The following is a 24,510-nucleotide window of genomic DNA, read 5'->3' as shown; positions in this document are numbered from 1 at the left end:
ACAAAACTCTCAGCATATATTCAGAATACTGTAAGGGGGTCTGACCCCTTTACTTGCAACAATTAAAATATTTAGCAGAATATAATCCACCGGGGACGGTTCTCGCCGTAGAGAACCGTCCCCGGTCGTCCTATGTATAACGGATTCCTAAGAGACTCTAAGAGCTCCGGGGGATCCGATTTTTGTATATAAAACCTCCTCCAATGGTATTAAAAAAAACCCGTGGCTCCTCGCTGCCTGTTTCGGGATAAGTAACCATGCGTTTTTTGTATACACCATGCAGTCTTTGTATACAATACTTCTTCATGTTTGTGGCTTTTGTTGAATGTGACAAATTTTTAACAACATTTTTGTGGAAAATATGCACTAAATGTCATACACAAATAGGTTTTTTATTGTTATGATTCTTTAATTTTGTTATATTATTTAAAGTCTATGAAATTATTTTTGGAGGTATACGAATATGGGTGTTTCCACTTTTAAAGGTGGCGTCCACCCCTATGACGGCAAGGATCTCGCAAAGGATCAGGCTATAGTAGATCTTAAGCCTAAGCCACAGGGGGTTATGGTTTATCCGGTATCTCAGCATATAGGTGCTCCCGCAAAACCGATAGTTGAAAAGGGAGATCATGTCCTTGTAGGACAGAAGATTGCTGAGGCAGGCGGATTCGTTTCCAGCCCGGTTATCTGTTCAGTTTCAGGTACCGTAAAGGCTATAGAGAAGCGACTCACAGCCGGCGGAGCCGTAGTAGACGCTATCGTCGTTGACAACGACCAGAATTATGAAGCTATTGAAGGATTCGGTCAGGCAAGAGACTATACCAAGCTCAGCCGTGACGAGATTGTCAATATCGTCAAGGAGGCTGGTATCGTTGGACTTGGAGGTGCCGGATTCCCGACATCTGTTAAACTCATGCCGAAAAACATTGACAAGATCGATTATTTCCTTGTTAATGCCGCAGAGTGTGAGCCCTATCTTACATCTGATTACAGAGACATGATGGAGACTCCTGAAAAGATCATTGGTGGTCTCAAGGTCATTCTCTCTATATTCCCTAATGCAAAAGGTGTTATCTGTGTAGAAGACAACAAACCTGATGCCATCAAGATTCTTACGGAAAAGGCACAGGGCGAGTCAAACATAGAAGTTGCCGCTCTTCAGACAAAGTACCCTCAGGGTGGTGAGCGTCAGCTTATTTTTGCTGTTACCGGCAGGAAGATCAACTCTTCAATGCTTCCTGCAGATGCGGGCTGCGTAGTTGACAATGCAGACACCGTGGTTGCTATCTATGAGGCTGTATGCGAGTCAAAGCCTCTGGTAAGAAAGATTGTAACAGTTACCGGTGACGCTGTAGCAAAGCCCGGCAACTTCAGGGTACCTCTCGGTATGAACTACCAGGAGATCATCGATCAGGCAGGCGGTTTCAAGGCCGATCCCGAAAAGATCATATGCGGTGGTCCTATGATGGGTATCCCTCTTTTTAAGCTTGATGTACCTGTAGCAAAGAATTCATCTTCAATTCTTGCACTGCTTCACGATCCTGTTGCAGCAGAGCCTACAACAGCATGTATCAACTGCGGTCGCTGCGTTGAAGCATGTCCCGAGAACCTTGTTCCCACAATGCTTATGAAAGCAGGTCTCAACAAGGATACATCAAAGTTCGCAGAGCTTTACGGTATGGAGTGTATCGAGTGCGGCTGCTGTTCATATGTATGCCCTGCCAAGAGACCTCTTACCCAGGCTTTCAAACAGATGAAGCGCCTTGTCAATGCAGAGAAGAGAGCTGCTGCCGCAAAGGCAAAGGCTGAAGCCGAAGCAAAGGCAAAAGAAGAAACAAAATCTACTGAGGAGGTGAAGAAATGAATAAGATGTTAAATCTTTCCTCAAATCCTCACATTCGTGATGAAGTTACCACTTCCGAGATCATGCGTGATGTTGTTATCGCCATGATTCCTACAACTATCTACGGTATCATACAGTGGGGCTTCAATGCTGCACTGGTTGTTATCCTGACAGTGGCATTTGCAGTACTTTCAGAGTATGCCTATGAGAAATTCATGAAGATGACGATCACCATAGGTGACTGGTCAGCTGCGGTAACGGGTCTTATCCTTGCTCTTAACTGCCCGCCAAATATCCCTGTATGGATTCCATGCGTAGGTGCTGTTTTCGCCATCATCGTTATCAAGATGCTTTATGGCGGACTTGGCAAGAACTGGATGAACCCTGCTCTTGGTGCAAGATGCTTCCTTCTTATCTCTTTCGCAGGAAAGATGACAGGCTGGACACCTGTGGGTGCTGATGCCATGTCAGGAGCAACACCTCTTGCTTTCATGAAGGCAGGCGGAGATATGGCCAAGGTTGACCTTATGAATCTTTTCCTCGGACGTATCCCGGGAACCATCGGTGAGGTTTCAAAGCTCTGCCTCCTTTTCGGTGCAGCTTACCTCATCATTAAGAAAGTAATATCTCCGAAGATCCCTTGCATCTACATCGCAACAGTAGCAGTATTCACACTGCTTTTCGGCGGTCACGGATTTGATATCAACTATCTCCTGTGCGAGATCCTTGGCGGTGGACTTATCTTCGGTGCCTTCTTCATGGCAACTGATTATGTTACATCACCTATCACTCCAAAGGGACAGATTGTTTACGCAGTCATCCTTGGTGTCATGACAGGACTTTTCCGTCTGTTCGGTGGTTCAGCAGAGGGCGTTTCCTATGCGATCATCCTTACAAACATTATCGTTCCTGTTATAAACCTTAAGACTATTCCAAAGGCATTCGGAAGGGAGGATGAGAAGTAATGAAGAAAGAATCTTTTGTAAAAGACGCCCTCATCCTTACAGCCATCACTCTTGTATCCGGATTACTTCTCGGAGCAGTTTACGGCATGACCAAGGATCAGATTGATTCCATCAAGAATGCTTCCACCATCGCTTCATATCAGGCGGTTATGGCAGCAGAATCCTATGATGATGAGACATACGCAGAAACCCTGGAAACAGCAAAGGCTGAAGGAACCGTATCCGCAGACAACGGTGGAGCAGAGCTCCTTTCCGTAGTTGCCGCAAAGGACGCTTCAGGCACTGAGATCGGATACATTGTAAAGGCTCAGGCTGCAGGTTACGGCGGAAACTGTGTAGTCGTTATCGGTGTTGACAGTGACTTAAAGGTTACCGGCATTTCCTTCCCTGAAACACTCCCTGAGACTGCAGGTCTCGGCCAGAGAGCTCTTGAACCGGCGTTCTATGAGCAGTTTACAGGCAAGGGAACAAACTTAAGTGTCAAGAAGGGCGGCGGAGCAGGAGAGAGTGAAATCGATGCTATCTCCGGTGCCACAATGACTTCTACAGCAGTTGTTAACTCAACCAATGCTGCAACTGAGTTTGTACAGAAATACATCGTAAAGTGAAGGAGGTCGTGATAAATGAATAATAAATATCTTGAAAGAATTTATAACGGCATTATCAAGGAAAATCCTACCTTCATCCTTATGCTTGGTATGTGTCCTACACTTGCTACAACAACAAGTGCGTTCAATGCCATCGGTATGGGTCTTTCCACTACCGCCGTTCTTATGTTTTCAAACATGGTGATCTCCGGACTCAGAAATATCATTCCTAACAGAGTGAGACTTCCGGGCGAGATCGTAGTTATAGCATCTCTCGTTACCATCGTACAGCTTCTCATGCAGGCATATACACCTGCTGTATACGAGGCGCTGGGAATCTATATCCCACTTATCGTAGTTAACTGTATCATTCTTGGTAGAGCAGAGGCATATGCACTTTTCAATACTCCTGTCCTTTCCTTCTGTGACGGTCTCGGCATGGGTATCGGATTTACACTTGCATTGACAGTTCTCGGTTCAGTTCGTGAGATCATCGGTAAGGGTTCTCTTTTCGGATTCCAGCTTATTCCTGAGGAGTTCAGTATCGGTATCTTTGCCCTTGCTCCGGGTGCATTCATCGTGCTTGCATTCCTTGCAGCCATCCAGAACAAACTTAAGCTTCCTTCAGCCACAAATGGCGGAGAAGAAGTTCCTGAGTTCGTTACTTCAGGTGACCTGCTTGGTGCATTTAATAAGATTGAAGAAGCTCCAGCTTCTGAAGTTAAGAAGGAGGCGTGAGCATGTTAGATCTGTTATTGATTGCAATTAAATATTCACTTGTATCAAACGTTGTACTGTCCCAGTTCCTCGGAATCTGTGCTTTCCTTGGTGTTTCAAAGAAGGTTGATTCTTCAAAGGGTATGGGCGCAGCCGTTATCTTCGTTATCGTGCTTGCATCCCTTGTTTCCCACGCCATCTACGTGGTATTCATGGCTGCATCATCACCTTTGTGCAAGGCACTTGGTCTTAAGGATGGTCTCGAGTATCTCACAACCATCGTTTTCATCCTTGTTATCGCCGCACTGGTTCAGCTGGTTGAGATGTTTATGAAGAAGAACATGAAGGGTCTCTATGACGCTCTCGGTGTTTTCCTTCCGCTTATCACAACAAACTGTGCCGTTCTCGGTGTTGCACTGAATAACGTAACTTACGGATACAATTTCGTAGAATGTCTCGTATACGGTCTCGGTATCTCCATCGGATTTGCACTTGCTCTTATCCTTATGGCATTTATCAGAGAGAACGTTATCGAGGGCAATGACAGCATCCCGAAGTCATTCCAGGGATCACCTATCGTGCTCCTCACAGCCGGACTTATGGCTATAGCATTCTTCGGATTTGCCGGTCTTGTATAAGGAGGTAACGACGTGATAGTAACATTTATTTTGGTCGCTGCCGGACTTGTAGGTGCGACCGGACTTATCCTTGGCATGTTCCTCGGAGTAGCCTCTGAGAAGTTCAAGGTAGAAGTTGATGAAACAGAAGCAAACGTAAGAGCAGCTCTTCCCGGCAACAACTGCGGTGCCTGCGGATTCCCCGGATGTGACGGCTGTGCAAAGGCTATCGCATCAGGCGAAGCTCCCGTAGATCAGTGTCCTGTAGGTGGTCCTGCTGTTGCAGCAAAAATTGCTGCGATCATGGGTACAAACGCATCAGGCGAACAGGCTGATAAGAAGGTTGCTTACGTAAGATGCCAGGGTGACTGTGATAAGGCAAAACAGGCTTACCACTACACCGGAATAGCAGACTGCCGTGACCTCGCTGTTGTACCTAACGGTTCAGAAAAAGAGTGTCCTTACAGCTGCTGCGGATACGGAACCTGTGTTAAGGCTTGTAAATTTGATGCCATCCACATCGTAAACGGAGTGGCAAAGGTTGATAAGGAAAAGTGTGTTGCCTGCGGAGCCTGCGTTAAGGCATGTCCAAAGAACATCATCGCTATCGTTCCTTATAAGAAGAAGCACATCGTTTCCTGCCAGAATCATCTCAAGGGCAAGCAGGTTAAGGATTCCTGCTCAATCGGATGTATCGCCTGCGGAATGTGTGAAAAGAATTGTCCTTTCGATGCAATCCATGTTATCGATGGTCTTGCAGTTATGAATGATAAGTGTAAGGACTGTGGCATCTGTGCCCAGAAGTGTCCTACAGGTGCTATTACAGGCAAGCGTCCCGTAAAGCCTGCCGCACCAAAGGCACCGGCTGCAGCTCCTGCCGCTACAGAAGCCAAGGCTTCGGCACCCGCTCCGGCAGAAAAAACTGCAGAGCAGCCTAAAGATACAACATCTGCCAATGCCTGATAGAAAATAATTTCTATAGACCAAGATGGGAAAACCCCTCACCTCATAGGAGGTGAGGGGTTTTCTGTTGCAATTGCCCCTTTTCCTGTATATACATCAGATCAAGAGCAGTTACTCATCTGATGAAAGATTCCAAAAACAGCTCATTCAACTGTGTCATTAATTACCGCCTGTAAAAATCTCGCCCCCCGATGCCAAAAGTTAATTCAGGGGCTTGTTATACAATTTTCAGTAATTTTATACGCATTTTATTCATACAAGCTCAACAGAATTATTGCCTTTGACGGAGAATTAGTGTAAAATTTAACATTGTATACATAGGGAATCCGAAATTTATTTTCTTTTATCCTCTTATAATGCGTATCAGACAGTAATTGCAAAACACTAACGGATACGCAGGAATACACTCACACATCCGTACGTTTTTTCCCGGAAAGCAACGAATGACAGAGTGTTTTATTTTACGGTGCGGAAACTAATTATATTTTGGAAATTGCCGAAAATACGAAAGTAGAAAAGTTTTATCAAAAAGCATGTCGACTTTTTACTAGGAGGAAACTTATGGAATTACAGATTCAGGATTTGGTCACATCGATCCGTAAAGAGGGTATCGATGCTGCCAACGCAGAGGCAGAATCTATCATTGCGGAAGCTAAGAAAAAAGCTGCTGCAATCGTTTCCGATGCCAAGGCAGAAGCAGCAAACGCCAAAGCCACAGCAGAAAAGGAAATCGGAATCATGAAAGAAAGTGCTTCTGTCAGCGCTGAGCAGGCGAAACGGGATGCCGTGCTTGCTTTTAAGACAGAAGTCCAGACCGCATTTGAGAACATTCTCAAAAACGATGTAAAGAAGGCACTGACCGGAGAGTCTCTCGGAAAACTCATCCGCGCTGCGGTTACCGGCGAAGATGTATCCAAGTATACCGCCGAAGTAGCTGAAGTTTCAGATGCTTTAAAGGGTGAGCTTGCACAGGAGATCAAGGACGGACTTGAGATCAAACCCACAAAGAACGTAAAAGCAGGCTTCCGTCTTGCGGCTAATGACGGATCCGGATATTTTGCATGTACCGAAGATGAAATTGCCGAGATGATGATGCCGTACTTCAGAAACCTTGAGATTTAAACGGAGGTAAAAGATGGCTGCATATTATTATCTGATATCAAGCCTGCCTGACCTCAAAAGTGACGGAGATATGCCTCTGAGCTACCAGGAATTCCTTGACATGTGCGAAACACAGGTAAGTGAATCCAATTACAAGCTTCTAAAGGATTTAACATTATCCTCAACAGATGGACCTCTTATCAAGGAGTGGAACCGGGTTTACGGGTCTCTTACGAAAGAGCTTAACTATCAGAGAAGCATGAAGCTTGGAAAGACTTATCCGACGCCCGAAACAAAGGATTTCATGACTGCCCAGGTTGTCAGCTCTGCTCTTGCAGCGAAGGATCCTCTCGAAGCAGAAAAGATCATGCTGGATTATGAATTCCAGCAGCTTGATGAACTGGTAGGATTACACATGTTCGACGATCATGTATTGTTCGGATATGCCGTAAAACTAAAATTACTGGAGCGTCAGGGCTGCTTTGATCACGATAAGGGCAGTACGGAATTCCGACAGCTACTTGGTGAGGTACAGCAGCGCGTTTACAATTTGTAATTAATATAAATTAATCGGGAGACTTATATGGAAACAGTAACAGGACATGTGACTGGCATCAATAGTAACATGGCGAATGTAAGCTTCGACGGAGCTGTCCGCAAGAATGAAGTAGGTTATATTCTTGTAGGCGACAAGCGTCTGAAGGGCGAGGTTATTCGTATTACTAACGGCGTAGCCAGTATGCAGATTTATGAGATGTCAAACGGCATCAAAGTTGGTGATCCGGTAGAATTCACCGGAGAGCTGATGAGCGTTGATCTGGGCCCGGGCATCCTGACACAGATTTACGACGGACTTCAGAACCCACTTCCTGAACTTGCAGAGCAGTGTGGTTTCTTCCTACAGAGAGGTGTTTACCTTGACGCTATCCCTAACCGCGACTGGGAGTTCACTCCGGTAGCCAAGGTTGGTGATAATGTTGTTGCCGGTGACACCATCGGTACCGTTCCTGAGGGTATCTTCACCCACAAGATCATGGTTCCGTTTACATTACAGGGCGATGACTGGGTTGTTAAATCCATAAATGGTAAGGGTTCTTACAATGTCCGCTCTACCATTTGCGTTATCTCAAATGGTGCAGGAGAGGAAAAAGAACTTTCCATGGTCATCACTCAGCCTATCAAACAGCCTATCAAGTGCTATGAAGAGAGATTAAGACCGGATGAGCCGCTTATCATGAAGCTCCGCTGCGTGGATGCATTCCTTCCTGTAGCAAAGGGCGGAACCTTCTGTGTTCCCGGACCTTTCGGAGCAGGTAAAACCGTTCTTCAGCACATGGAAGCTAAAAACGGAGAAGCTGATATCGTTGTTATCGCAGCCTGCGGAGAGCGTGCAGGTGAGGTAGTTGAAGTACTTACAGAGTTCCCTGAGCTGGATGACCCACGTACAGGCCGTTCACTTATGGAAAGAACCATCATTATCTGTAACACTTCTTCAATGCCTGTTGCAGCGAGAGAAGCATCCTGCTACACAGCCGTAACAATCGCAGAGTATTACAGACAGATGGGACTTAACGTTCTCCTCCTTGCAGACTCAACTTCACGTTGGGCACAGGCCATGAGAGAGATGAGCGGACGTCTTGAGGAGATTCCGGGCGAGGAAGCTTTCCCTGCATATCTGGAGTCAACCATCGCTTCCTTCTATGAAAGAGCCGGAAAGGTTCGTCTTAAGGACGGTTCTATCGGATCTGTAACCATCGGTGGAACAGTATCCCCTGCCGGCGGTAACTTCGAGGAACCTGTTACTCAGGCAACTCTTAAGGTTGTAGGTGCATTCCACGGACTTTCCCGTGAGAGATCCGATGCCCGTAAGTATCCGGCCATCCATCCGATGGATTCCTGGTCAAAGTATCCCGGAATCATCGAAATGGATCTCGTAGAAAGGGCTAGAGGAATCCTCCGTAGAAGTATCGAAATCAACCAGATGATGAAGGTTGTCGGTGAGGAAGGTACAACAGCAGAAGATTACATCACCTATCAGAAGGGTGAGCTTCTCGACGCGGTTTATCTGCAGCAGAACTCCTTCGATCCTATCGATGCAGCCTGCCCGCCTGAGAGACAGAAAATAGAGTTTGATGTCCTTTATGATTCATTGATGCAGAAATATGACCTCGAAGATAAAGACGAGATCCGTTCTTTCTTCAACCAGTTAAGACAGGAATTCCTTGATTGGCATGGAACTGTTTTTGAGACACCTGAGTTTGAAGCACAGAAGACCAAGATCACGGATTTATATAAATCGAAGGCATTAGCTTAGGAGGTCTTATGCAGAAAGTATATACAAAAATCGAGTCAATCGTCGGCAACGTTGTTACCGTCAAGGCCGAGGGAATCAAAAATGGTGACCTTGCTTTGGTTGGAAACAGCTATGCCAATGTTATAAAGCTGGACAAGGATATCGTTTCGCTTCAGGTTTTTGCCGGCGCACAGGGCGTAAGCACAAATGACCCGGTTCGTTTCCTTGGCAGACCGATGCAGGTTTCCTTCTCATCACACCTTTTAGGTCGTATATTTGATGGTGCCGGTGTTCCAAGAGACAATGGTCCGGCTCTTACAGAAAACATGATAGATATCGGCGGCCCTTCCTTTAATCCTGCGAAGCGTATCGTTCCGAAGAAGATGATCCGTACCGGTATCCCTATGATCGATCTGTTCAACACTCTCGTTGAAAGTCAGAAGCTTCCTATATTCTCCGTTTCCGGAGAACCTTATAACCAGCTTCTTTCACGTATCGCCATGCAGGCAGAGGTTGACGTTATCGTTCTCGGTGGAATGGGTCTGAAATATGATGACTACCTGGCATTCCGTGACACTCTTGAAAAAGGCGGTGCTATGAGCCACACAGTTATGTTCATTCATACTGCTGCGGATCCTACCGTTGAGAGTACACTGGTTCCCGATATGTCACTTGCAGTAGCAGAGCAGTTCGCTCTTGAGGGAAAGAAAGTACTTGTACTTCTTACAGATATGACCAGCTACTGTGACGCTCAGAAGGAGCTGGCTATCACCATGGAGCAGGTTCCTTCAAACCGTGGTTACCCGGGAGATCTTTACAGTACACTTGCTTCCCGTTATGAGAAGGCCGTTGCCATCGAAGGTGCAGGTTCTATCACTATCCTTGGTGTAACTACCATGCCGGGTGATGATGTTACTCACCCAGTTCCTGATAACACAGGATACATCACAGAGGGTCAGTTCTATCTTAAGAACGGACACATCGAGCCATTTGGTTCCCTGTCCAGACTTAAGCAGAATGTTAACGGCACAACCCGTGATGACCACCGAGCACTTATGGATGGTATGATCAAGCTCTATGCACAGTACAAGGAAAGTCTTGAGAAAAAGTCCATGGGCTTTACCATGAGTGCATGGGATGACAAGCTTCTTAAGTATGGTGAGATGTTCGAGTCCAAGCTTATGGACCTTAGTGTTAACATTCCGCTGGAAGCTGCTCTTGATCTTGGCTGGGAAATACTTGCCGATTGTTTTGAGCCTAATGAGACAGGTCTCAAGACAAATCTCATCAAGGAAAGATGGCCAAAGAAGTTGGCTGAGTAAAGGAGCGGTTTATGGCGATCAAACTCACTAAAAACGAACAGAAAGTGCAGAAAGATCACCTGAAACAGTATCAACGTTATCTTCCTACCCTGCAGCTTAAAAAGCAGCAGCTTCAGTCAGTTATCATGCAGATAAAGGCTGAACTTGAAGAAAAGGAAGCCGAACGCGAAGGCATGATAGGCAATTTGGATGACTGGATAGCTGTTTTCGCCGAGAATGAACAGTTCGTCGAGGAATTACAGCTTAACAATCTGGTACAACCGGACAAAGTTCTGGTAACAACAGAAAATGTTGCGGGTGTAAAGCTTCCGGCCTTTAAAGAATTGACCTTCAAGGACATTTCCTACAACGTTGATGATTACCCGCTGTGGGTTGATACTGCACTTGTAAAACTGCGTGAGATTGCCCGTCTTGATGCATTGGTTTCAACACTTCGCAAACAGGTAGCACTTTTGGATAAGGAGCTGCGCTCAACCTCCCAGAGAGTAAACCTGTTCGAGAAGGTAAAGATCCCGGAGGCAAAGGAGAATATCCGTGTCATCGGTGTTTATCTCGGAGACCAGCAGACGGCCGCAGTTGTACGTGGTAAGATCTCGAAGAAAAAACTTGTGGGGGCAGAACGATGATAGAAAAAATGAAAATGGTTCACGTCGTTACTACTGTTTCACATAAAGATGAAATGCTGGAGGGCTTACGTGATGTGGGTCTTCTGCATCTGGCGGAGAGAAAGAGTGCCAATCATGCTGCTATAGAAAAGTTCACAGAGCTTTCCAAGACAGTATCACGGCTTCAGGATTACGCGCCGGATAAATCAAAGGAAACCACAACTCCTCCGGTTCTTTCTGACGACGAGTTTAACAAGATTTATAGAAGAGCCAAAGAGGCTCTTAACAAAAAGGACAGTCTTAACCAGGAAATCTCCTCAACAAAGGCTGAGATTGAAAGAATCGAAGCATGGGGTGATTTTTCACCGGCTGATGTCAAAGAGCTGCAGAAGCGAGGATACGACCTTCACTTTTATCGTGTAGGTACTGCCGAGTGCGAGCAGATCATGCAGGATGAGAACATTAAAGCCATCAAGCTTGCATCAGTTGAAAAGACCGACACTTTAGCTGTTTTAGGCACACTCCCTCCGGATATCCAGGCAACAGAGTTCTCACTCCCTGCCAGGGGTCTCCGTGATCTGAAAAGTGACATCGAGAGATTCACGAAAGAGAGTGACGAGTGTGTTGAATTCCTTAAAAAGGCAGCAACTTACGAAAACAGTTTCCATGATCAGCTCATAAAGGCACAAAACGAAGAAAACTATTCTTCAGCCAGTGAGACGGCAACCACCGAGGATCGGCTGGTATGGATTTCAGGATATGTACCTGAGGCAGATCTGGGAACCTTTAAATCAGCAGCAACCAGAAATAACTGGGCATATGCAATAGGCGATGTTTCACCTGAAGATGAGACCATACCTACCAAGCTCCGCTATAATAAGGTTACAAAACTGATTGAACCGCTCTACGATATGCTTGGAATACTTCCGGGCTACAGAGAAGCAGATATCTCACTTTGGTTCCTGCTTTTCTTCGCATTATTCTTTGCGATGATCATCGGAGACGGCGGATACGGACTTATATTCCTTATAGCTGCGATCGTCATTATCTATAAGACAAAGAAGATAACAACACCTGTTTTCCTTCTTTTGGTTCTGTCGATCTCTACCGTTATCTGGGGTGCCGTAACAGGAACCTGGTTCGGTATGGAGTCCGCTATGAATGTTCCGTTCCTGAGAGCTTTAGTCATTCCTTCCTTTGCAAACTACGCAGAGAAATTCGGAGTGGCTTCGGCAACGCAGCAAAACAACATTATGAAGTTCTCATTCACCATAGGTGCTATGCAGATGGAACTTGGTAGTTTACTTGCTGCAAAAAAGAAGATGGATAACAAAGATTTGAGCTTTGTTGCAGATTTAGGATGGATGGTGACGATAGTTGCGATGTATCTCCTGTCACTGGTTCTTGTGCTTGGAGAATCAATGTCTGTCACACCTATCTTTATAGCAATTGCGATTGGTTTCGTGCTGGTAGTACTGTTCAGCGGCATGGCTCCCGGAGTCAGCTTCTCTGACGGTGTAAAGGCAGGACTGGGAGGAGCCTTCACAAGCTTCCTCAACACCATCAGCTGTTTCGGTAACGTAATGAGTTACATCAGACTCTTTGCGGTAGGAATGGCAGGTCTCGCGATAGCACAGAGCTTCAATAACATGGCGGCAGGTCTTGCAAACGGACCTCTCGTGATAGTGGCAGCTATCATCGTAATAATCGGACACGTAATCAATATAGTTATGTGTATCCTTTCAGTAGTAGTACATGGTGTACGTCTTAACGTGCTTGAGTTCTCCGGACAGGTAGGTCTCGAGTGGACGGGAATAGCGTACGATCCATTTAAAATGAACGACAAAATAAAAGAATAAGTTTATAATTTTAAATTAAAGGAGAAATACTATGAATATCGCTTATATTGGTATGGCAGCAGCACTTGGTTTGTCTGCATTAGGTTCAGCATTTGGTGCCGGTATGGCAGGTCAGGCCGCTGTAGGAGCATGGAAGAAGTGCTACGCAGCCGGCAAGCAGGCACCGTTCATTATGACTGCATTTGCAGGTGCTCCTCTTACACAGACTATCTACGGATTCCTTCTTATGAACTTCATAGCAAGTGCATATAAGGCAGGAACCATCGATCCGGCACTTTCACTCGGTATCGGTATCTTCGGAGGAATCGCTATCGGATTCTCAGCATTCTTCCAGGGCAAGGCTGCAGCAGCATCTGCTGACGCTCTTGGCGCTACCGGAAAGGGTACCGCAAACTACTTCGTAGTAATCGGTGTCATCGAGACAGTTGCTCTTTTCGCACTGGTATTCTGCATGTTGCTTCTCAGCGCAGCTTCAATCGCATAAGAATCAATCTAATGTAGGAAGGCATCCATTTAAAACGGGATGCCTTCCGTTTTTGGACCAAGGGGACGGGGTTAGTGGTTCATTTTTAGAAAAATGAACCACTAACCCCGTCCCCTTGGTCCAACGGCTGAGTTGACACCATCAATTTCCCCATTGACACAAGCCATATTATTTTGTATTATAATTTGGTGCTGCCGGTATGGCGGAATAGGCAGACGCTCGGGACTTAAAATCCCGTGCCCAGTGATGGGCGTGCCGGTTCGACCCCGGCTACCGGCATAGAAACCAGTATTCAGGTTTTCCTGGATACTGGTTTTTTTATTACTTTCAAAAATCCACCTCATAAATCCCTTCAAATATCTTTCAAAAAAAGCCGGTCCTCCCGGAAAGTCAGAAAAAAACAGATTTCATTAATGTTATCGGGGTTTTTGCCGACATTCCTTATATACTTTTAATATTCTTTTTACAAAATGGTATTAAAAAACCGTGTATAATTGTGACACTACTGTGATTTATGTAATTGTATAGTACTAAAGCATGGGATATTCTGCTTATATCCAAAGGCGAAATATTATCTCAATTAGGAAGCATGTAAGGGAGTTTTATATAATGGATGCTTTTAATTCTAATGAAGTGAATCCAAAATGTCCTGAAAACACCACTGAAGAAATCAGGGCTACATCTGTGACAGATGAAAAAAATAAAGAAGATTGCCCTATACCGAAAGATCGAAAGAGGCTGCTGGATCAGCTGTTCGAGTCCTATTCCATAGTTTCAGAGGGGGCAGATGTGTTCCTCTGTGACATGAGATATGATTATTCAAGATGGTCAAAAGCTACTGTAGATTTCTTTAACCTCGATTCCGAGTATATGTTTAATGCCGGACAGACTTGGGAAGAACATGTGCATCCGGAGGATAGAGATGTATATCGAAAGAGTATAGCAGATATATTTTCAGGTGCGATAAACGGACATGATATGCAGTATCGTGCCTGTGACGGTCAGGGAAGATATTACATGTGTACCTGCCGCGGTATCATATTAAGGGATGCCGAAGGCAAACCCGAATATTTCGGAGGTGCCATCAGAAACCAGACTATCGGCGGCGGCATAGATGCTCTTACCGGTCTCGGAAATCAGATGAGTTTCTTTAAAGAGATCAGCTTATGCCTTGAAAAGCATGTTCCGATCAACATCGTCATGTATGGTCCGACTCATTTTTCCAGAGTCAACGATCTCTATGGCTATGATTTTGGAAATATGCTCCTTCAGCATGTGGCAAGATACCTCTTTGAAGCTTACAGAAACGTCGGTAATGTTTACAGGCTTGACGGTATCCGCCTTGCCCTCGTGACCAAGTCCCTTACCATGGAGCAGCTTTCAGAGCAATATGAAGTATTTCGTACACGGCTTAAAGAAGGCTTCCCTTTCGACGGCGAACATATCGATATGCCGATAAATGCCGGAGCATTGGCTCTTAACCGTTTTGACATTGATAAGGATACTTTGTTTTCCTGTCTCACTCAGGCTTACTATCAGTCTAAAAATGATTATCAGGGCGCTTTTCGTGAGTTCAATAATGATCCCAGAAGCCAAAAGCGCTATCAGATAGACCTTATAAACAAAATCCGTAAAGATGTACATGAAGGCTGTAAAAATTTCCATTTATATTATCAGCCGGTGGTTGATTCCGAAACAGGACAGCTAAAAGGTGCAGAATCCCTAATCCGCTGGATAGATGATGATGGAACCGTAGTTCCCCCCAATGATTTTATTCCGGTACTTGAGAATGATGCCTTGTTCCCGGCTCTTGGAGAATGGATAATGTTTACCGCCATGAAGGAAGGAAAGAAATTCCTTGAAAAATATCCGGATTTTGTCTTAAATGTAAACCTTTCCTATGCACAGCTTCAGGATGAAAGTTTTACATTCAGAGTAAACAAATGCCTTAAAACCACGGGATATCCTGCACGTAATCTGTGTCTGGAAATAACAGAAAGATGCCGTCTTATAGATATCAGCAGGCTTCAAAGCCTTAATGACGAGCTTCAGCTGGAGGGTATCAAGTTTGCAATAGACGACTTCGGAACAGGTTTTTCATCCCTGGGACTTCTCAAGGATCTCAGCATTAACATCCTCAAGGTGGACCGCCAGTTCATACTCAATGTGGAAAGTGATAAAAAGCAGCTTGACCTGGTTTCAGTCATTTCAAAGCTTGCCAAGGTTTACGGATGCACCACCTGTATTGAAGGTGTGGAAACAGCGGCTATGGAAAGTGCATTGCGAACCTGTAATGTTGATTCCTTCCAGGGGTACTACTATTCGAAGCCATTACCATATCAGGACTTTTTAAATAAATACGAATGTTGATTACTTAAATCGAGTGGGGAGAAAAACTCCCTGCTCGATTTTGCTTTGGATGTCGCAAAATGATGCGAAGATCCTATAACAAAGAAAATAGGAGGTGGAGTCATACTGAGGCTCCACCTCCTTAGCTTTTATATTAATAATCTGAAAAGTGTTTCTAAAAGTTACAAAAAATGGCCGACTGTGGAATGTGATATATAAATAGTTTCATAATGAAACAAAATGATTTTCTGGATCATTGCTTTTAAAGTTCTGATAAAAGATAATTATTATGCAAAATGAAATTAACGTTTATGGAAGAAACACTTTGGAACTTAAATCAATTGCGTTGATTCTTTTTCATAAATATACTCAACCGGTAGAGGCAGGTAAAAAAACAGAAGTTAAGGAAATGTTTCCGACAATAGCACTATGCGGAATAGTAGTTTGTCTTATCATAGCCTCTTTTATACCTAACACACCATCAGTGATTAATGGTGCAATATGTATGACAATTGCTGTTATCTGCGTTTTATATGATTATGTCAAAAAAAGAGAAAAGCTTAATATCATTCATGCATTTGCATCAGTAGATATCGAGACATTGCTGGTACTATGTGGTCTGTTTGTGGTAATCAGAGGTATCACAGATGTGGGGCTTATTGATGATGCAGCAAGTCTTATCGTAAATGCAGGCGGTAATAATCTCTTTGTTCTCTATACCATCATTGTGTGGGGATCGGTTCTTTTTTCTGCCTTTATTGATAATATCCCTTATGTTGCGACGATGCTTCCGATACTTACCAGTATTACAGCATTGCTTGGCATCGAGCCATATGTTCTGTATTTTGGATTACTTACAGGTGCAACTCTCGGTGGAAATATAACTCCAATAGGGGCAAGTGCCAATATCACTGCAGTAGGAATGCTGAAAAAGGGCGGACATGATGTATCATTTGGTGACTTTATGAAGATTGGCCTTCCATTTACTTTGGTGGCAGCAACAACAGGTTACCTGTTTATATGGATATTCTGGCATTAAAGAAAAATATAGGCTTTTAGAAAGTTTAAAAAGAAAGAAGGGAAGTCGCAATGGAACAGGCAGTAAATCGTTTATTGATCCTTGCGGACGACTTAACCGGGGCCTTGGATTCCGGAGTACAACTTACATTAAAGGGGGAACATGTTGTTATCCTTACGGATAGAGATGTGGAGTTTCCGGAAGATGATTCGGTGGATGTGATTGTTGTAGATACAGAAACGAGGCATGTAACCGGTGAAGTGGCTGCGAATATCATAAAGGCTTTGATTCATAAGGCTCAAGATAGAGGCATTAAACGAATATATAAAAAAACCGACTCAGGATTAAGAGGAAATGTCGGTGCTGAACTTGCTGCAGTATTGGAAGCGAGCGGTGCAAAGCATCTTAATTTCATACCGGCTTATCCTGCTACCGGAAGAAAGACTGTAAATGGAGTACAGTATGTAAATGGAAAGCCACTTGCAGAGAGTATTTTCGCAAAGGATCCTATCAATCCTATTACTGTCAGTCGTATAGATGAACTCATTCATTTTGGAAGTGATGTTCATGTTGTATCGGGGAGCAGTTCTGAAAAAAGAGGCATTGTTGTATATGATGCTGAGACTAATGATGATATGAAACGAATTGCTCAAAAACTTGAAGCAGAAGGTGATCTTGATATAACAGCGGGATGTGCAGGATTTTTAGAAGTATTTCCGGTCAGAAAGCGTATTACAGAAAAAGTTAAAATTCAAAGCTTCGATCATAAGCTATTGATTTTATCCGGATCAGTAAATGATATTACCAGATCGCAGCTTGATTACGCTGAAAAACATGGAGCCTACAGAGTACATGTACCTATGAACAGGATACTGAAGAATCTGTGGAGCAATCATGAAAAAGAGCACTTTATTGATATGGTTGAGGAGAATGCTGGAGACAGCAACATCATAATCATAGATACTTTGGGTATATATGATCCTGAGTATTTGGTTGATCCGGAAGAAGCAGCTCACACTATCGCTGTTAATATGGGTCATCTTGCAAGCTGCCTGTTGCGCAAATATCCGGATCGGACAGTTATGATCATAGGTGGAGATACCTTACAAGGATTCATAAGAAATAAGGGTATAAGTATTTTGAGGCCAATTAAAGAAATAGATCCGGGTATCGTTATTGCATCATATAGATATGGTGATTATGAAACCTATCTCATAACCAAATCCGGTGCATTCGGATCAGATGATCAATTGCAGAGAGTACTTAAGTGGATTGAGAGCAGCAGTTCTGAATAAATGTATTTTCAGGCATAGGGTTTTGTATTGATTTTGTAAATTTTATTAGTTGCCATGAGTGTGGCAGCATCAAGTATAAGGAGGATAATTATGTCACTTGATAAGTATAGTCTTAAATTACCAAAGGCAGTTTATTCAGGAAAAGAAGCAATGGATAATATACCTGAGATACTTAAGTCTGCAGGTTCTAAAAAGGTTGCCGCATTTACAGATAAGGGCATCCGTAAGCTGGGACTGTTTGATCTTGTAGAAGATCAGTTAAAAAAGGCAGATGTGGAGTATGACATATATGATGATTTTCCACCTGAGCCAAGCTATCAGGCTGTTCAGGGTGTTATAGACCGTTTCAAAGGGCATGGCTATGATTTTATTGTTGCCTGCGGTGGCGGTTCTGTAATGGATACAGCGAAGCTTGCTTCCGTACTGGTAACAGATGAGTATGGAGTAAAGGAACTTTTGGATGATCCTAAGAGAGCAAAGAAATGTCTGGAAACTCTTGCAATACCTACAACAGCCGGCACAGGTGCGGAGTGTACTCCAAACGCTATAGTTGGTGTACCTGAGAAGGAAGTAAAAATCGGTATTGTAAATGACAACATGATGTCTGACTATGTAATCCTTGATGCAAGACTCATTGAAAACCTGCCTCGCTCAATCGCAGCTTCAACCGGTGTAGATGCAATGTGTCACTGTATTGAATGTTATACCTCGAATAAGGCTAATGCATTCTCTGATACATTTGCGCTTCGCGGATTTGAAATAATCATGAACAATATTGTAAAAGCTTGTGATGATAAGGATGCACTTGCAGAAAAGAATAATATGCAGATTGCAGCTTTTTATGGAGGAGTAGCAATAACTGCATCAGGTACAACGGCAGTCCATGCACTGAGCTATCCTTTGGGAGGAAAATACCATGTTGCTCACGGAACCTCCAATGCCATGCTCCTTATCCCTGTAATGAGATTTAATGCAGGTGATGAAGAGTTCCGTAAAAGAATGGCTGCAGCTTGGGACTTTGCTTATCATGGTGATAAAAAGTTGTCTACAGTTGATGAAAAAGCCAATGCTCTCATTGACTGGATGGATGAGATCGTAAAGCATCTTGATATTCCAACAGATCTTAAAGAGTTTGGTGTTAAAACTGAAGATCTTGAAGGTCTGGTTGCTTCAGGATTACAGCAGCAGAGACTCCTTGTTAACAATATGAGAGAAGTGACTGCTGATGATGCACGGTCAATTTATCTCAATGTAATGAAGTAAAAGGAATATAATTATATGTTAATTAAGAAGGAGTTGTTCTGATGCGTGATAGTATGAATCGCCCGGAAAACTTTTCTCCATATGGAGGAGAGTTGATTTTGGAAACAGTAAAAGGGGCAACCTCCGGAAATCTAAATCCTGAAAATGGCGTAATGATGTATACGGTACTTATCAAAAACGAGTAAATTTTGATGATATGGGTTTTACCGGTCATGTAAAAACAGACGAATTGCATGTATCCGGGGATGATGAACTATATCATTTTGTGACAGTAAGGAGAATGCCTCATGCTGTTGATACTCGTGAACCTGAGATTGGATGGAACATAATTAAGCATTATCGAAGAAATAAGGATGGATCTCTGGAATACAAAGCATAGAGGATTAGAGGAGGTAATTTATGAGTATTAAAACACTGGATATTTTAACACCGGACGGACAATTGTATTATGATTCTGAAATGAAATTAACAGAGGCAATGCTTCCTACAGGACCATGGCCAACGGCGCATGCTCCGTCTCTGCTTGAAACTAAAGAGGGTACTTTATTGTGCTGCTGGTTTGCAGGTACATATGAGGGTGGAGCAGACATTAATGTGGTGGTTTCACGACTTCCAAAGGGAGCAGATAAGTGGGAAGAGCCGGTAAATGTTTCCAATGAGAATGATTTCTCTGACCAGAATCCATCTCTTTGGCTGAATCCAAATGGAGAAATCTGGTGCCTTTATACATCACAGTTGGGGCGTCAGCCGGGAAAAGACAATATGCAGTTTACGGCTGTTGTAAAAAAGCAGGTATCAACGGATGATGGCCGTACCTGGGGAGAGCCGGAAGTTTTATTTGATGAACCGGGTACTTTTTCAAGACAACCTATACAGATATTATCAAACGGCAGATGGATATATGGTAACTGGATATGCACAGACTCAAAAGATGGTCTTGCAGGAGATCCGAGTGCCTTCAGGATTTCAGATGATGAAGGGATGACCTGGAGAAGAGTTGATATGCCAAAATCCAATGGACGTGTGCATCCTAATATCGTAGAGCTTTCAGATAAGCCGGGGCATTTAATTGCATTTATGAGATCGAGAGAAGCTGATTTTATATATAAGAGTGATTCTTTTGACTATGGTGATACCTGGTCAGAGCCGGTGGCTACGGTTCTTCCTAATAACAATTCATCCATTTCTGCGATTAAACTGAAAAGTGGAAGATTATGTATTTGCTACAATCATTCAAGTGCACCGAAATCGTATACCAACATGGGCGCATGGCCGGGACTCAGATGTCCTATAACCATCGCACTGTCTGAGGATAATGGTGAAACATGGCCACTTATCCGAAATGTTGAGAGAGGAGAAGGCTATGTTGGTGAGGAGAATCGTGGAGGAAATATGCAGTATGAATATCCGTATATAATGCAGGCTCAGGGTGGTATGCTTCATGTTGCATATGCCTATCAGACTCGTCGAGGAGTTAAGTGGCTTACACTTAGTGAAGCCGATGTTATAGGTAAGCGGGAAGCCAGCATATATAATCCGACATCAGGGGCTGTAGGCGCTCATTGATGAGATTGTGATCCTTATCCATTATATTTTATCCTTATGAATATCCCGGAGGTTGTTGTGCCTTTGGGATATTTTATTTTATATTATCTAAAACACATAAAATCCCGGAAAAGAATAAAGTGTTTCAAATTTGCACTAAAAATGATACACTTTTTTGGTGTTACAAAATGCACATATTCTGATGGATAATACCTTTATGGAGGTAAGTATATATGAAGTATAGGATTCTTGGAGTTGCACCATATGAGGCTATGAGAAAATCTATGGAAACTCTGGCAGATACTATTGATAATATTCAATTGGATGCTTATACCGGAAACCTTGAGGATGGTGTCAATGTGGTAAAGGAGCATTCGCATGATCAGTATGATGTCATAATATCACGAGGAGGAACCTCAAGACTTATATCAGAGGTAACAAATACTCCGGTAGTTGAAATTTCACTGTCTGTGTATGATGTTCTGAGAGCCATGAGGCTTGCTGACAACTATGAAGCAGAATATGCAATTGTAGGGTTTAAAAATATAACAGAGACAGCTCATATTTTATGTGATCTAATGAAAAATCGTACTAAGATTGTAACTATACATGATGAGGAGGAAGTTGTTTCCACCTTGGAACAGTTAAAGCAGCAAGGTATAAGTATGGTCATTTGTGATATGGTCACACAGAATATTGCAAGACGCATGGATATGAACTCTATACTCATAACATCGGGAAACGAAAGTATCTTGTCAGCTATAAGTCAGGCTATCAATATCTGCAGAAGTTATGCGTCGATAAGGGAAGAAAATCATATCTTAAGAGGAATAATGAGTCATAACGGTTCCTCTACGATAGTAATGGCCGAGGATGGAACAGTTTTTTTGTCAACATGGACCGATGAAGAAGAAAAAAATGCTGAAGTAATAGAGATGCTTCGTAAGGAGATAAAAACGGTTATAGAGTCAGGAGACCGTAAGTTCTTTAGAAGTATGGATAAGGTGCTTTATTCAGTGACTACCCAAACGGCTGTATATAATGAAAAAAAATATATCACATTTTATTTCACCGCCTCCAAGATACCTCTTACCACAGGTAAATATGGTATTAGGTTCATGAACAGAGAAGAGGCTGAAGAGAAGTATTATAACAGCTTTTACAGTATAGCCGGAGCTATGGGGCTTCTTGGAAACAGGATAGATGAAATCAGTTCTGCAAGGTACTCGGTTATGATACAGGCAGAGACAGGAACCGGTAAAGATCTTATAGCATATTACATATATATGAAGAGCACGATGTCAGATCATCCGCTCATCACAATTGATTGCAGTATCATGGATGACAGAGGCTGGGAGTATCTGCTCAATCACTATAACTCTCCGTTTAATGACAATGAAAATACGATTTACTTTATGAATATAGGAAGGATACCGGAGGATAAGCACAGGAGGCTCTTGTCTGCCATCCTTGATACGAACCTCCAAAGGAGAAACAGACTCATTTTTTCTGCCTCCGATAATATAGAAAATGAAGCAAAGGAGAGGGTAAGTGACTATAGCCGTAAACTGTATTGTGTACGGATAGGTTTGCCTCCTCTCAGACAACGTAGAGAAGAACTTCCGCTTCTTGCAAGCTTATATCTCAGTAGGCTTAATGCAGACATGGGAAAGCAGATTGTCGGGCTTGAGCCCGGAGCAACTGAAATAATAGAAAATTATCAGTGGCCTCAGAATTATAAGCAGTTTCAACATGTACTTATGGAAGCTGCAGCCCAAACAGATACTCCGTATATCAGAGCAGAAACAATAATGGATCTTTTGGAAGAAGAACAGGCATCAAACGTATATGCATCCGTGTTTAATAATGATACAAATCAGCCTTTGCCCAATATGACACTTGAGCAGATTAATAAAAGTATCATAAAACATGTTCTGGAGGATAATAAAGGAAATCAGAGTAAAACAGCAAGGCAGCTTGGTATAAGCAGAACTACATTATGGAGATATATAGGCAGAGAAAAGTAAATTAATTTTTGAATCATTGAATATTATAAACTATAACAGTCAAAAGCTCCTTTTGGGAAAAGTTCTCATATAGGGAGCTTTTTTGTAATGTAGTTACATGTTCATGAGTAGATAATAACACCATAAAGTTTTGTGGCGCTGGCAAAAAATAAATATATGCGTGTTTGAAAGGGGATTTAATTATGACAACACAAATGATTTTGGCACTGGCTGTGCTGGTATTGATGATTGTATTGATAATGTTTGATGTACATCTTCCCGATGAAGTAATATAGTTAAACAATATATGTGCTCCGGTGAGAATAAATATCTTACCGGAGTTTTTTTGCGGAGAAAATACATGGCAGTATATGCTGCGGAATGTGTTTCAAATTGCTTCATGAAATCAAAGGCACAGAGCAAAATGTTCCATAAATGGACACTTTGCAACGTTTAAAATATTTAATTGCCAAAACTACTTTGTTATTATAACAACAGTGAAATTATTAATTGTTAGCACGTATGATCAGAATTTAAAGATATGTGTATGACAGAGTTGAAGATTTAGGAGGATGCTATGGCAGACATTAGACCGATAGTTGGTATTTCTATGGGAGATCCATTTGGAAATGGTCCTGAAATTTCCGTAAAGGCTTTGAATGATAAAACTCTTTATGATCGTTGTAAACCTCTCATCGTTGGTGATAAGACATCTATGGAGTATGCACTAAAGGTTGCCCAAAAAGTTAATGGTATTGATCTTAAGTTAAATATAGTTAAAGAACCAGAAGAAGGTAAATACGAATATGGAACTATTGACCTTATTGATCTTAACCTGGTTCCTGATGACAAGATTCCGGATACGCTTGATGATCCTGACGGTCCTCAACCATTCCATGTCGGAGCCTGTGAACTGGGCGGAGAGGCAGCATTCCAGTACGTTGTATATGTTATCAAACTTGCTATGGCAGATAAGGTTGATGCAACAGTGACCAACGCACTGTCTAAGGAAGCCATCAATATGGCCGGACATCATTATTCAGGTCATACAGAGATTTACGCTGATTATACAAATACAAAGAAGTACGCAATGATGCTTGGACATGAGGATCTCAGAGTAGTTCATGTTTCAACTCATGTATCTTTACGTGAGGCATGTGATCGTGTCAAGAAGGATAGAGTTCTTGACTGCATCCACATGGCTAACGAAGCCTGCAAGGCGCTCGGTATTGCTGAGCCTAAAATCGGTGTTGCAGGTCTCAATCCGCATTGTGGTGAGGACGGTATGTTCGGAAGAGAAGAGATTGAGGAGATTCAGCCGGCTATCGATGAGGCACTGAAAGAGGGGATAAACATCCCTGAAAAGAAGCCTACACCACCTGATACTGTATTCTCCAAGGCACTTGGAGGATGGTATGATATCGTAGTTGTTATGTACCATGATCAGGGACATATTCCACTTAAGGTTAAGGGATTTGTTTATAACAAGGATGAGCATCATTGGGAGGCTGTTGCCGGAATCAATATGACTCTCGGCCTTCCTATAGTTCGTGTATCAGTTGATCATGGCACAGGCTTCGGACATGCAGGTAATGGCGGAGCCAATGAACTTTCACTTGTAAATGCTGTAGATGCAGCATTACAGATGGCTTCCTACAGAAAGGCAAATAAGGCATAA

General features: G+C 43.0%; 21 protein-coding genes and 1 tRNA gene. All 22 read left to right on the top strand.

What is annotated here, in order from left to right; translation table 11 throughout:
* Positions 1-463 precede the first annotated feature (463 nt).
* The 22 genes from rsxC to BLV86_RS06520 all read left to right on the top strand — a co-directional run bounded on the left by rsxC (position 464) and on the right by BLV86_RS06520 (position 24,510).
* Positions 464-1,864 carry an electron transport complex subunit RsxC gene (rsxC, locus tag BLV86_RS06625; RefSeq protein WP_090815791.1) on the top strand — a complete coding sequence of 467 codons (1,401 nt, stop codon included), beginning with the start codon at positions 464-466 and terminating at the stop codon, positions 1,862-1,864.
* Positions 1,861-2,808: an RnfABCDGE type electron transport complex subunit D gene (locus BLV86_RS06620; RefSeq protein WP_090815789.1), complete on the top strand. Its 948-nt coding sequence runs from the start codon at positions 1,861-1,863 to the stop codon at positions 2,806-2,808. The genes rsxC and BLV86_RS06620 overlap by 4 nt, the downstream gene beginning before the upstream one ends.
* Positions 2,808-3,416, top strand: a complete 609-nt coding sequence (locus tag BLV86_RS06615; protein WP_090815786.1) for an FMN-binding protein — start codon at positions 2,808-2,810, stop codon at positions 3,414-3,416. Before BLV86_RS06620 ends, BLV86_RS06615 begins: the two co-directional genes overlap by 1 nt.
* A gap of 15 nt (positions 3,417-3,431) precedes the next feature.
* Positions 3,432-4,133, top strand: coding sequence for an electron transport complex subunit RsxE (gene rsxE, locus BLV86_RS06610; RefSeq protein ID WP_044917006.1), 702 nt, complete (start codon positions 3,432-3,434; stop codon positions 4,131-4,133).
* A 2-nt stretch (positions 4,134-4,135) separates the two neighbouring features.
* Positions 4,136-4,750, top strand: a complete 615-nt coding sequence (locus tag BLV86_RS06605; protein WP_031553698.1) for an electron transport complex protein RnfA — start codon at positions 4,136-4,138, stop codon at positions 4,748-4,750.
* A 12-nt stretch (positions 4,751-4,762) separates the two neighbouring features.
* Positions 4,763-5,692 (top strand): RnfABCDGE type electron transport complex subunit B, encoded by a 930-nt coding sequence (locus BLV86_RS06600; protein WP_175456462.1) that lies wholly within the window; start codon positions 4,763-4,765, stop codon positions 5,690-5,692.
* A 561-nt stretch (positions 5,693-6,253) separates the two neighbouring features.
* Positions 6,254-6,814, top strand: a complete 561-nt coding sequence (locus tag BLV86_RS06595) for a hypothetical protein (protein ID WP_031553706.1) — start codon at positions 6,254-6,256, stop codon at positions 6,812-6,814.
* A 13-nt stretch (positions 6,815-6,827) separates the two neighbouring features.
* Positions 6,828-7,349 (top strand): DUF2764 family protein, encoded by a 522-nt coding sequence (locus tag BLV86_RS06590; RefSeq protein ID WP_090815784.1) that lies wholly within the window; start codon positions 6,828-6,830, stop codon positions 7,347-7,349.
* A 27-nt stretch (positions 7,350-7,376) separates the two neighbouring features.
* Positions 7,377-9,107, top strand: a complete 1,731-nt coding sequence (locus BLV86_RS06585) for a V-type ATP synthase subunit A (RefSeq protein ID WP_031553712.1) — start codon at positions 7,377-7,379, stop codon at positions 9,105-9,107.
* Between the two features lie 8 nt (positions 9,108-9,115).
* A complete protein-coding gene (locus BLV86_RS06580; protein WP_090815782.1) occupies positions 9,116-10,408 on the top strand; it encodes a V-type ATP synthase subunit B in 1,293 nt (430 codons plus the stop codon).
* Positions 10,409-10,419: 11 nt separating this feature from the next.
* On the top strand, positions 10,420-11,034 hold the full coding sequence (locus BLV86_RS06575; protein WP_090815780.1) for a V-type ATP synthase subunit D: 615 nt from the start codon (positions 10,420-10,422) through the stop codon (positions 11,032-11,034).
* Complete coding sequence (locus BLV86_RS06570) at positions 11,031-12,872, top strand: V-type ATP synthase subunit I (protein ID WP_090815776.1); 1,842 nt, start codon at positions 11,031-11,033, stop codon at positions 12,870-12,872. Before BLV86_RS06575 ends, BLV86_RS06570 begins: the two co-directional genes overlap by 4 nt.
* Positions 12,873-12,903: 31 nt before the next feature.
* Positions 12,904-13,356, top strand: coding sequence for a V-type ATP synthase subunit K (locus BLV86_RS06565; RefSeq protein ID WP_090815774.1), 453 nt, complete (start codon positions 12,904-12,906; stop codon positions 13,354-13,356).
* 193 nt (positions 13,357-13,549) lie between these two features.
* Positions 13,550-13,635 (top strand) — tRNA-Leu (locus BLV86_RS06560).
* Between the two features lie 330 nt (positions 13,636-13,965).
* A complete protein-coding gene (locus tag BLV86_RS06555) occupies positions 13,966-15,726 on the top strand; it encodes an EAL domain-containing protein (protein ID WP_175456461.1) in 1,761 nt (586 codons plus the stop codon).
* Positions 15,727-16,030: 304 nt separating this feature from the next.
* Positions 16,031-16,744, top strand: coding sequence for an ArsB/NhaD family transporter (locus BLV86_RS06550; RefSeq protein WP_242873255.1), 714 nt, complete (start codon positions 16,031-16,033; stop codon positions 16,742-16,744).
* A 50-nt stretch (positions 16,745-16,794) separates the two neighbouring features.
* A complete protein-coding gene (locus BLV86_RS06545; RefSeq protein ID WP_090815768.1) occupies positions 16,795-18,018 on the top strand; it encodes a four-carbon acid sugar kinase family protein in 1,224 nt (407 codons plus the stop codon).
* Between the two features lie 90 nt (positions 18,019-18,108).
* Entirely contained in the window at positions 18,109-19,281 is a 1,173-nt protein-coding gene (locus BLV86_RS06540) for an iron-containing alcohol dehydrogenase (RefSeq protein WP_090815766.1), read from the top strand.
* A 41-nt stretch (positions 19,282-19,322) separates the two neighbouring features.
* On the top strand, positions 19,323-19,466 hold the full coding sequence (locus BLV86_RS17765) for a hypothetical protein (protein ID WP_175456460.1): 144 nt from the start codon (positions 19,323-19,325) through the stop codon (positions 19,464-19,466).
* 214 nt (positions 19,467-19,680) lie between these two features.
* The gene (locus BLV86_RS06530) at positions 19,681-20,847 is read left to right on the top strand and encodes a sialidase family protein (RefSeq protein ID WP_090815762.1); all 1,167 of its coding nucleotides are present in this window, start codon (positions 19,681-19,683) and stop codon (positions 20,845-20,847) included.
* Positions 20,848-21,059: 212 nt separating this feature from the next.
* On the top strand, positions 21,060-22,853 hold the full coding sequence (locus BLV86_RS06525; protein ID WP_090815760.1) for a sigma-54-dependent transcriptional regulator: 1,794 nt from the start codon (positions 21,060-21,062) through the stop codon (positions 22,851-22,853).
* Positions 22,854-23,409: 556 nt separating this feature from the next.
* Positions 23,410-24,510 (top strand): PdxA family dehydrogenase, encoded by a 1,101-nt coding sequence (locus BLV86_RS06520; protein WP_090815759.1) that lies wholly within the window; start codon positions 23,410-23,412, stop codon positions 24,508-24,510.

This window comes from Oribacterium sp. KHPX15 (assembly GCF_900107835.1).
Classification (GTDB): Bacteria; Bacillota; Clostridia; order Lachnospirales; family Lachnospiraceae; genus Oribacterium.
This window is presented reverse-complemented; position numbering and strand designations above follow the sequence as displayed.

What these genes read in the sequence shown, in the direction of transcription:
- rsxC (WP_090815791.1), top strand. Translation starts at nt 464, where the DNA reads ATGGGTGTTTCCACTTTTAAAGGTGGCGTCCACCCCTATGACGGCAAG.
- BLV86_RS06620 (WP_090815789.1), top strand. Translation starts at nt 1,861, where the DNA reads ATGAATAAGATGTTAAATCTTTCCTCAAATCCTCACATTCGTGATGAA.
- BLV86_RS06615 (WP_090815786.1), top strand. Translation starts at nt 2,808, where the DNA reads ATGAAGAAAGAATCTTTTGTAAAAGACGCCCTCATCCTTACAGCCATC.
- rsxE (WP_044917006.1), top strand. Translation starts at nt 3,432, where the DNA reads ATGAATAATAAATATCTTGAAAGAATTTATAACGGCATTATCAAGGAA.
- BLV86_RS06605 (WP_031553698.1), top strand. Translation starts at nt 4,136, where the DNA reads ATGTTAGATCTGTTATTGATTGCAATTAAATATTCACTTGTATCAAAC.
- BLV86_RS06595 (WP_031553706.1), top strand. Translation starts at nt 6,254, where the DNA reads ATGGAATTACAGATTCAGGATTTGGTCACATCGATCCGTAAAGAGGGT.
- BLV86_RS06590 (WP_090815784.1), top strand. Translation starts at nt 6,828, where the DNA reads ATGGCTGCATATTATTATCTGATATCAAGCCTGCCTGACCTCAAAAGT.
- BLV86_RS06585 (WP_031553712.1), top strand. Translation starts at nt 7,377, where the DNA reads ATGGAAACAGTAACAGGACATGTGACTGGCATCAATAGTAACATGGCG.
- BLV86_RS06580 (WP_090815782.1), top strand. Translation starts at nt 9,116, where the DNA reads ATGCAGAAAGTATATACAAAAATCGAGTCAATCGTCGGCAACGTTGTT.
- BLV86_RS06575 (WP_090815780.1), top strand. Translation starts at nt 10,420, where the DNA reads ATGGCGATCAAACTCACTAAAAACGAACAGAAAGTGCAGAAAGATCAC.
- BLV86_RS06570 (WP_090815776.1), top strand. Translation starts at nt 11,031, where the DNA reads ATGATAGAAAAAATGAAAATGGTTCACGTCGTTACTACTGTTTCACAT.
- BLV86_RS06565 (WP_090815774.1), top strand. Translation starts at nt 12,904, where the DNA reads ATGAATATCGCTTATATTGGTATGGCAGCAGCACTTGGTTTGTCTGCA.
- BLV86_RS06555 (WP_175456461.1), top strand. Translation starts at nt 13,966, where the DNA reads ATGGATGCTTTTAATTCTAATGAAGTGAATCCAAAATGTCCTGAAAAC.
- BLV86_RS06545 (WP_090815768.1), top strand. Translation starts at nt 16,795, where the DNA reads ATGGAACAGGCAGTAAATCGTTTATTGATCCTTGCGGACGACTTAACC.
- BLV86_RS06540 (WP_090815766.1), top strand. Translation starts at nt 18,109, where the DNA reads ATGTCACTTGATAAGTATAGTCTTAAATTACCAAAGGCAGTTTATTCA.
- BLV86_RS17765 (WP_175456460.1), top strand. Translation starts at nt 19,323, where the DNA reads ATGCGTGATAGTATGAATCGCCCGGAAAACTTTTCTCCATATGGAGGA.
- BLV86_RS06530 (WP_090815762.1), top strand. Translation starts at nt 19,681, where the DNA reads ATGAGTATTAAAACACTGGATATTTTAACACCGGACGGACAATTGTAT.
- BLV86_RS06525 (WP_090815760.1), top strand. Translation starts at nt 21,060, where the DNA reads ATGAAGTATAGGATTCTTGGAGTTGCACCATATGAGGCTATGAGAAAA.
- BLV86_RS06520 (WP_090815759.1), top strand. Translation starts at nt 23,410, where the DNA reads ATGGCAGACATTAGACCGATAGTTGGTATTTCTATGGGAGATCCATTT.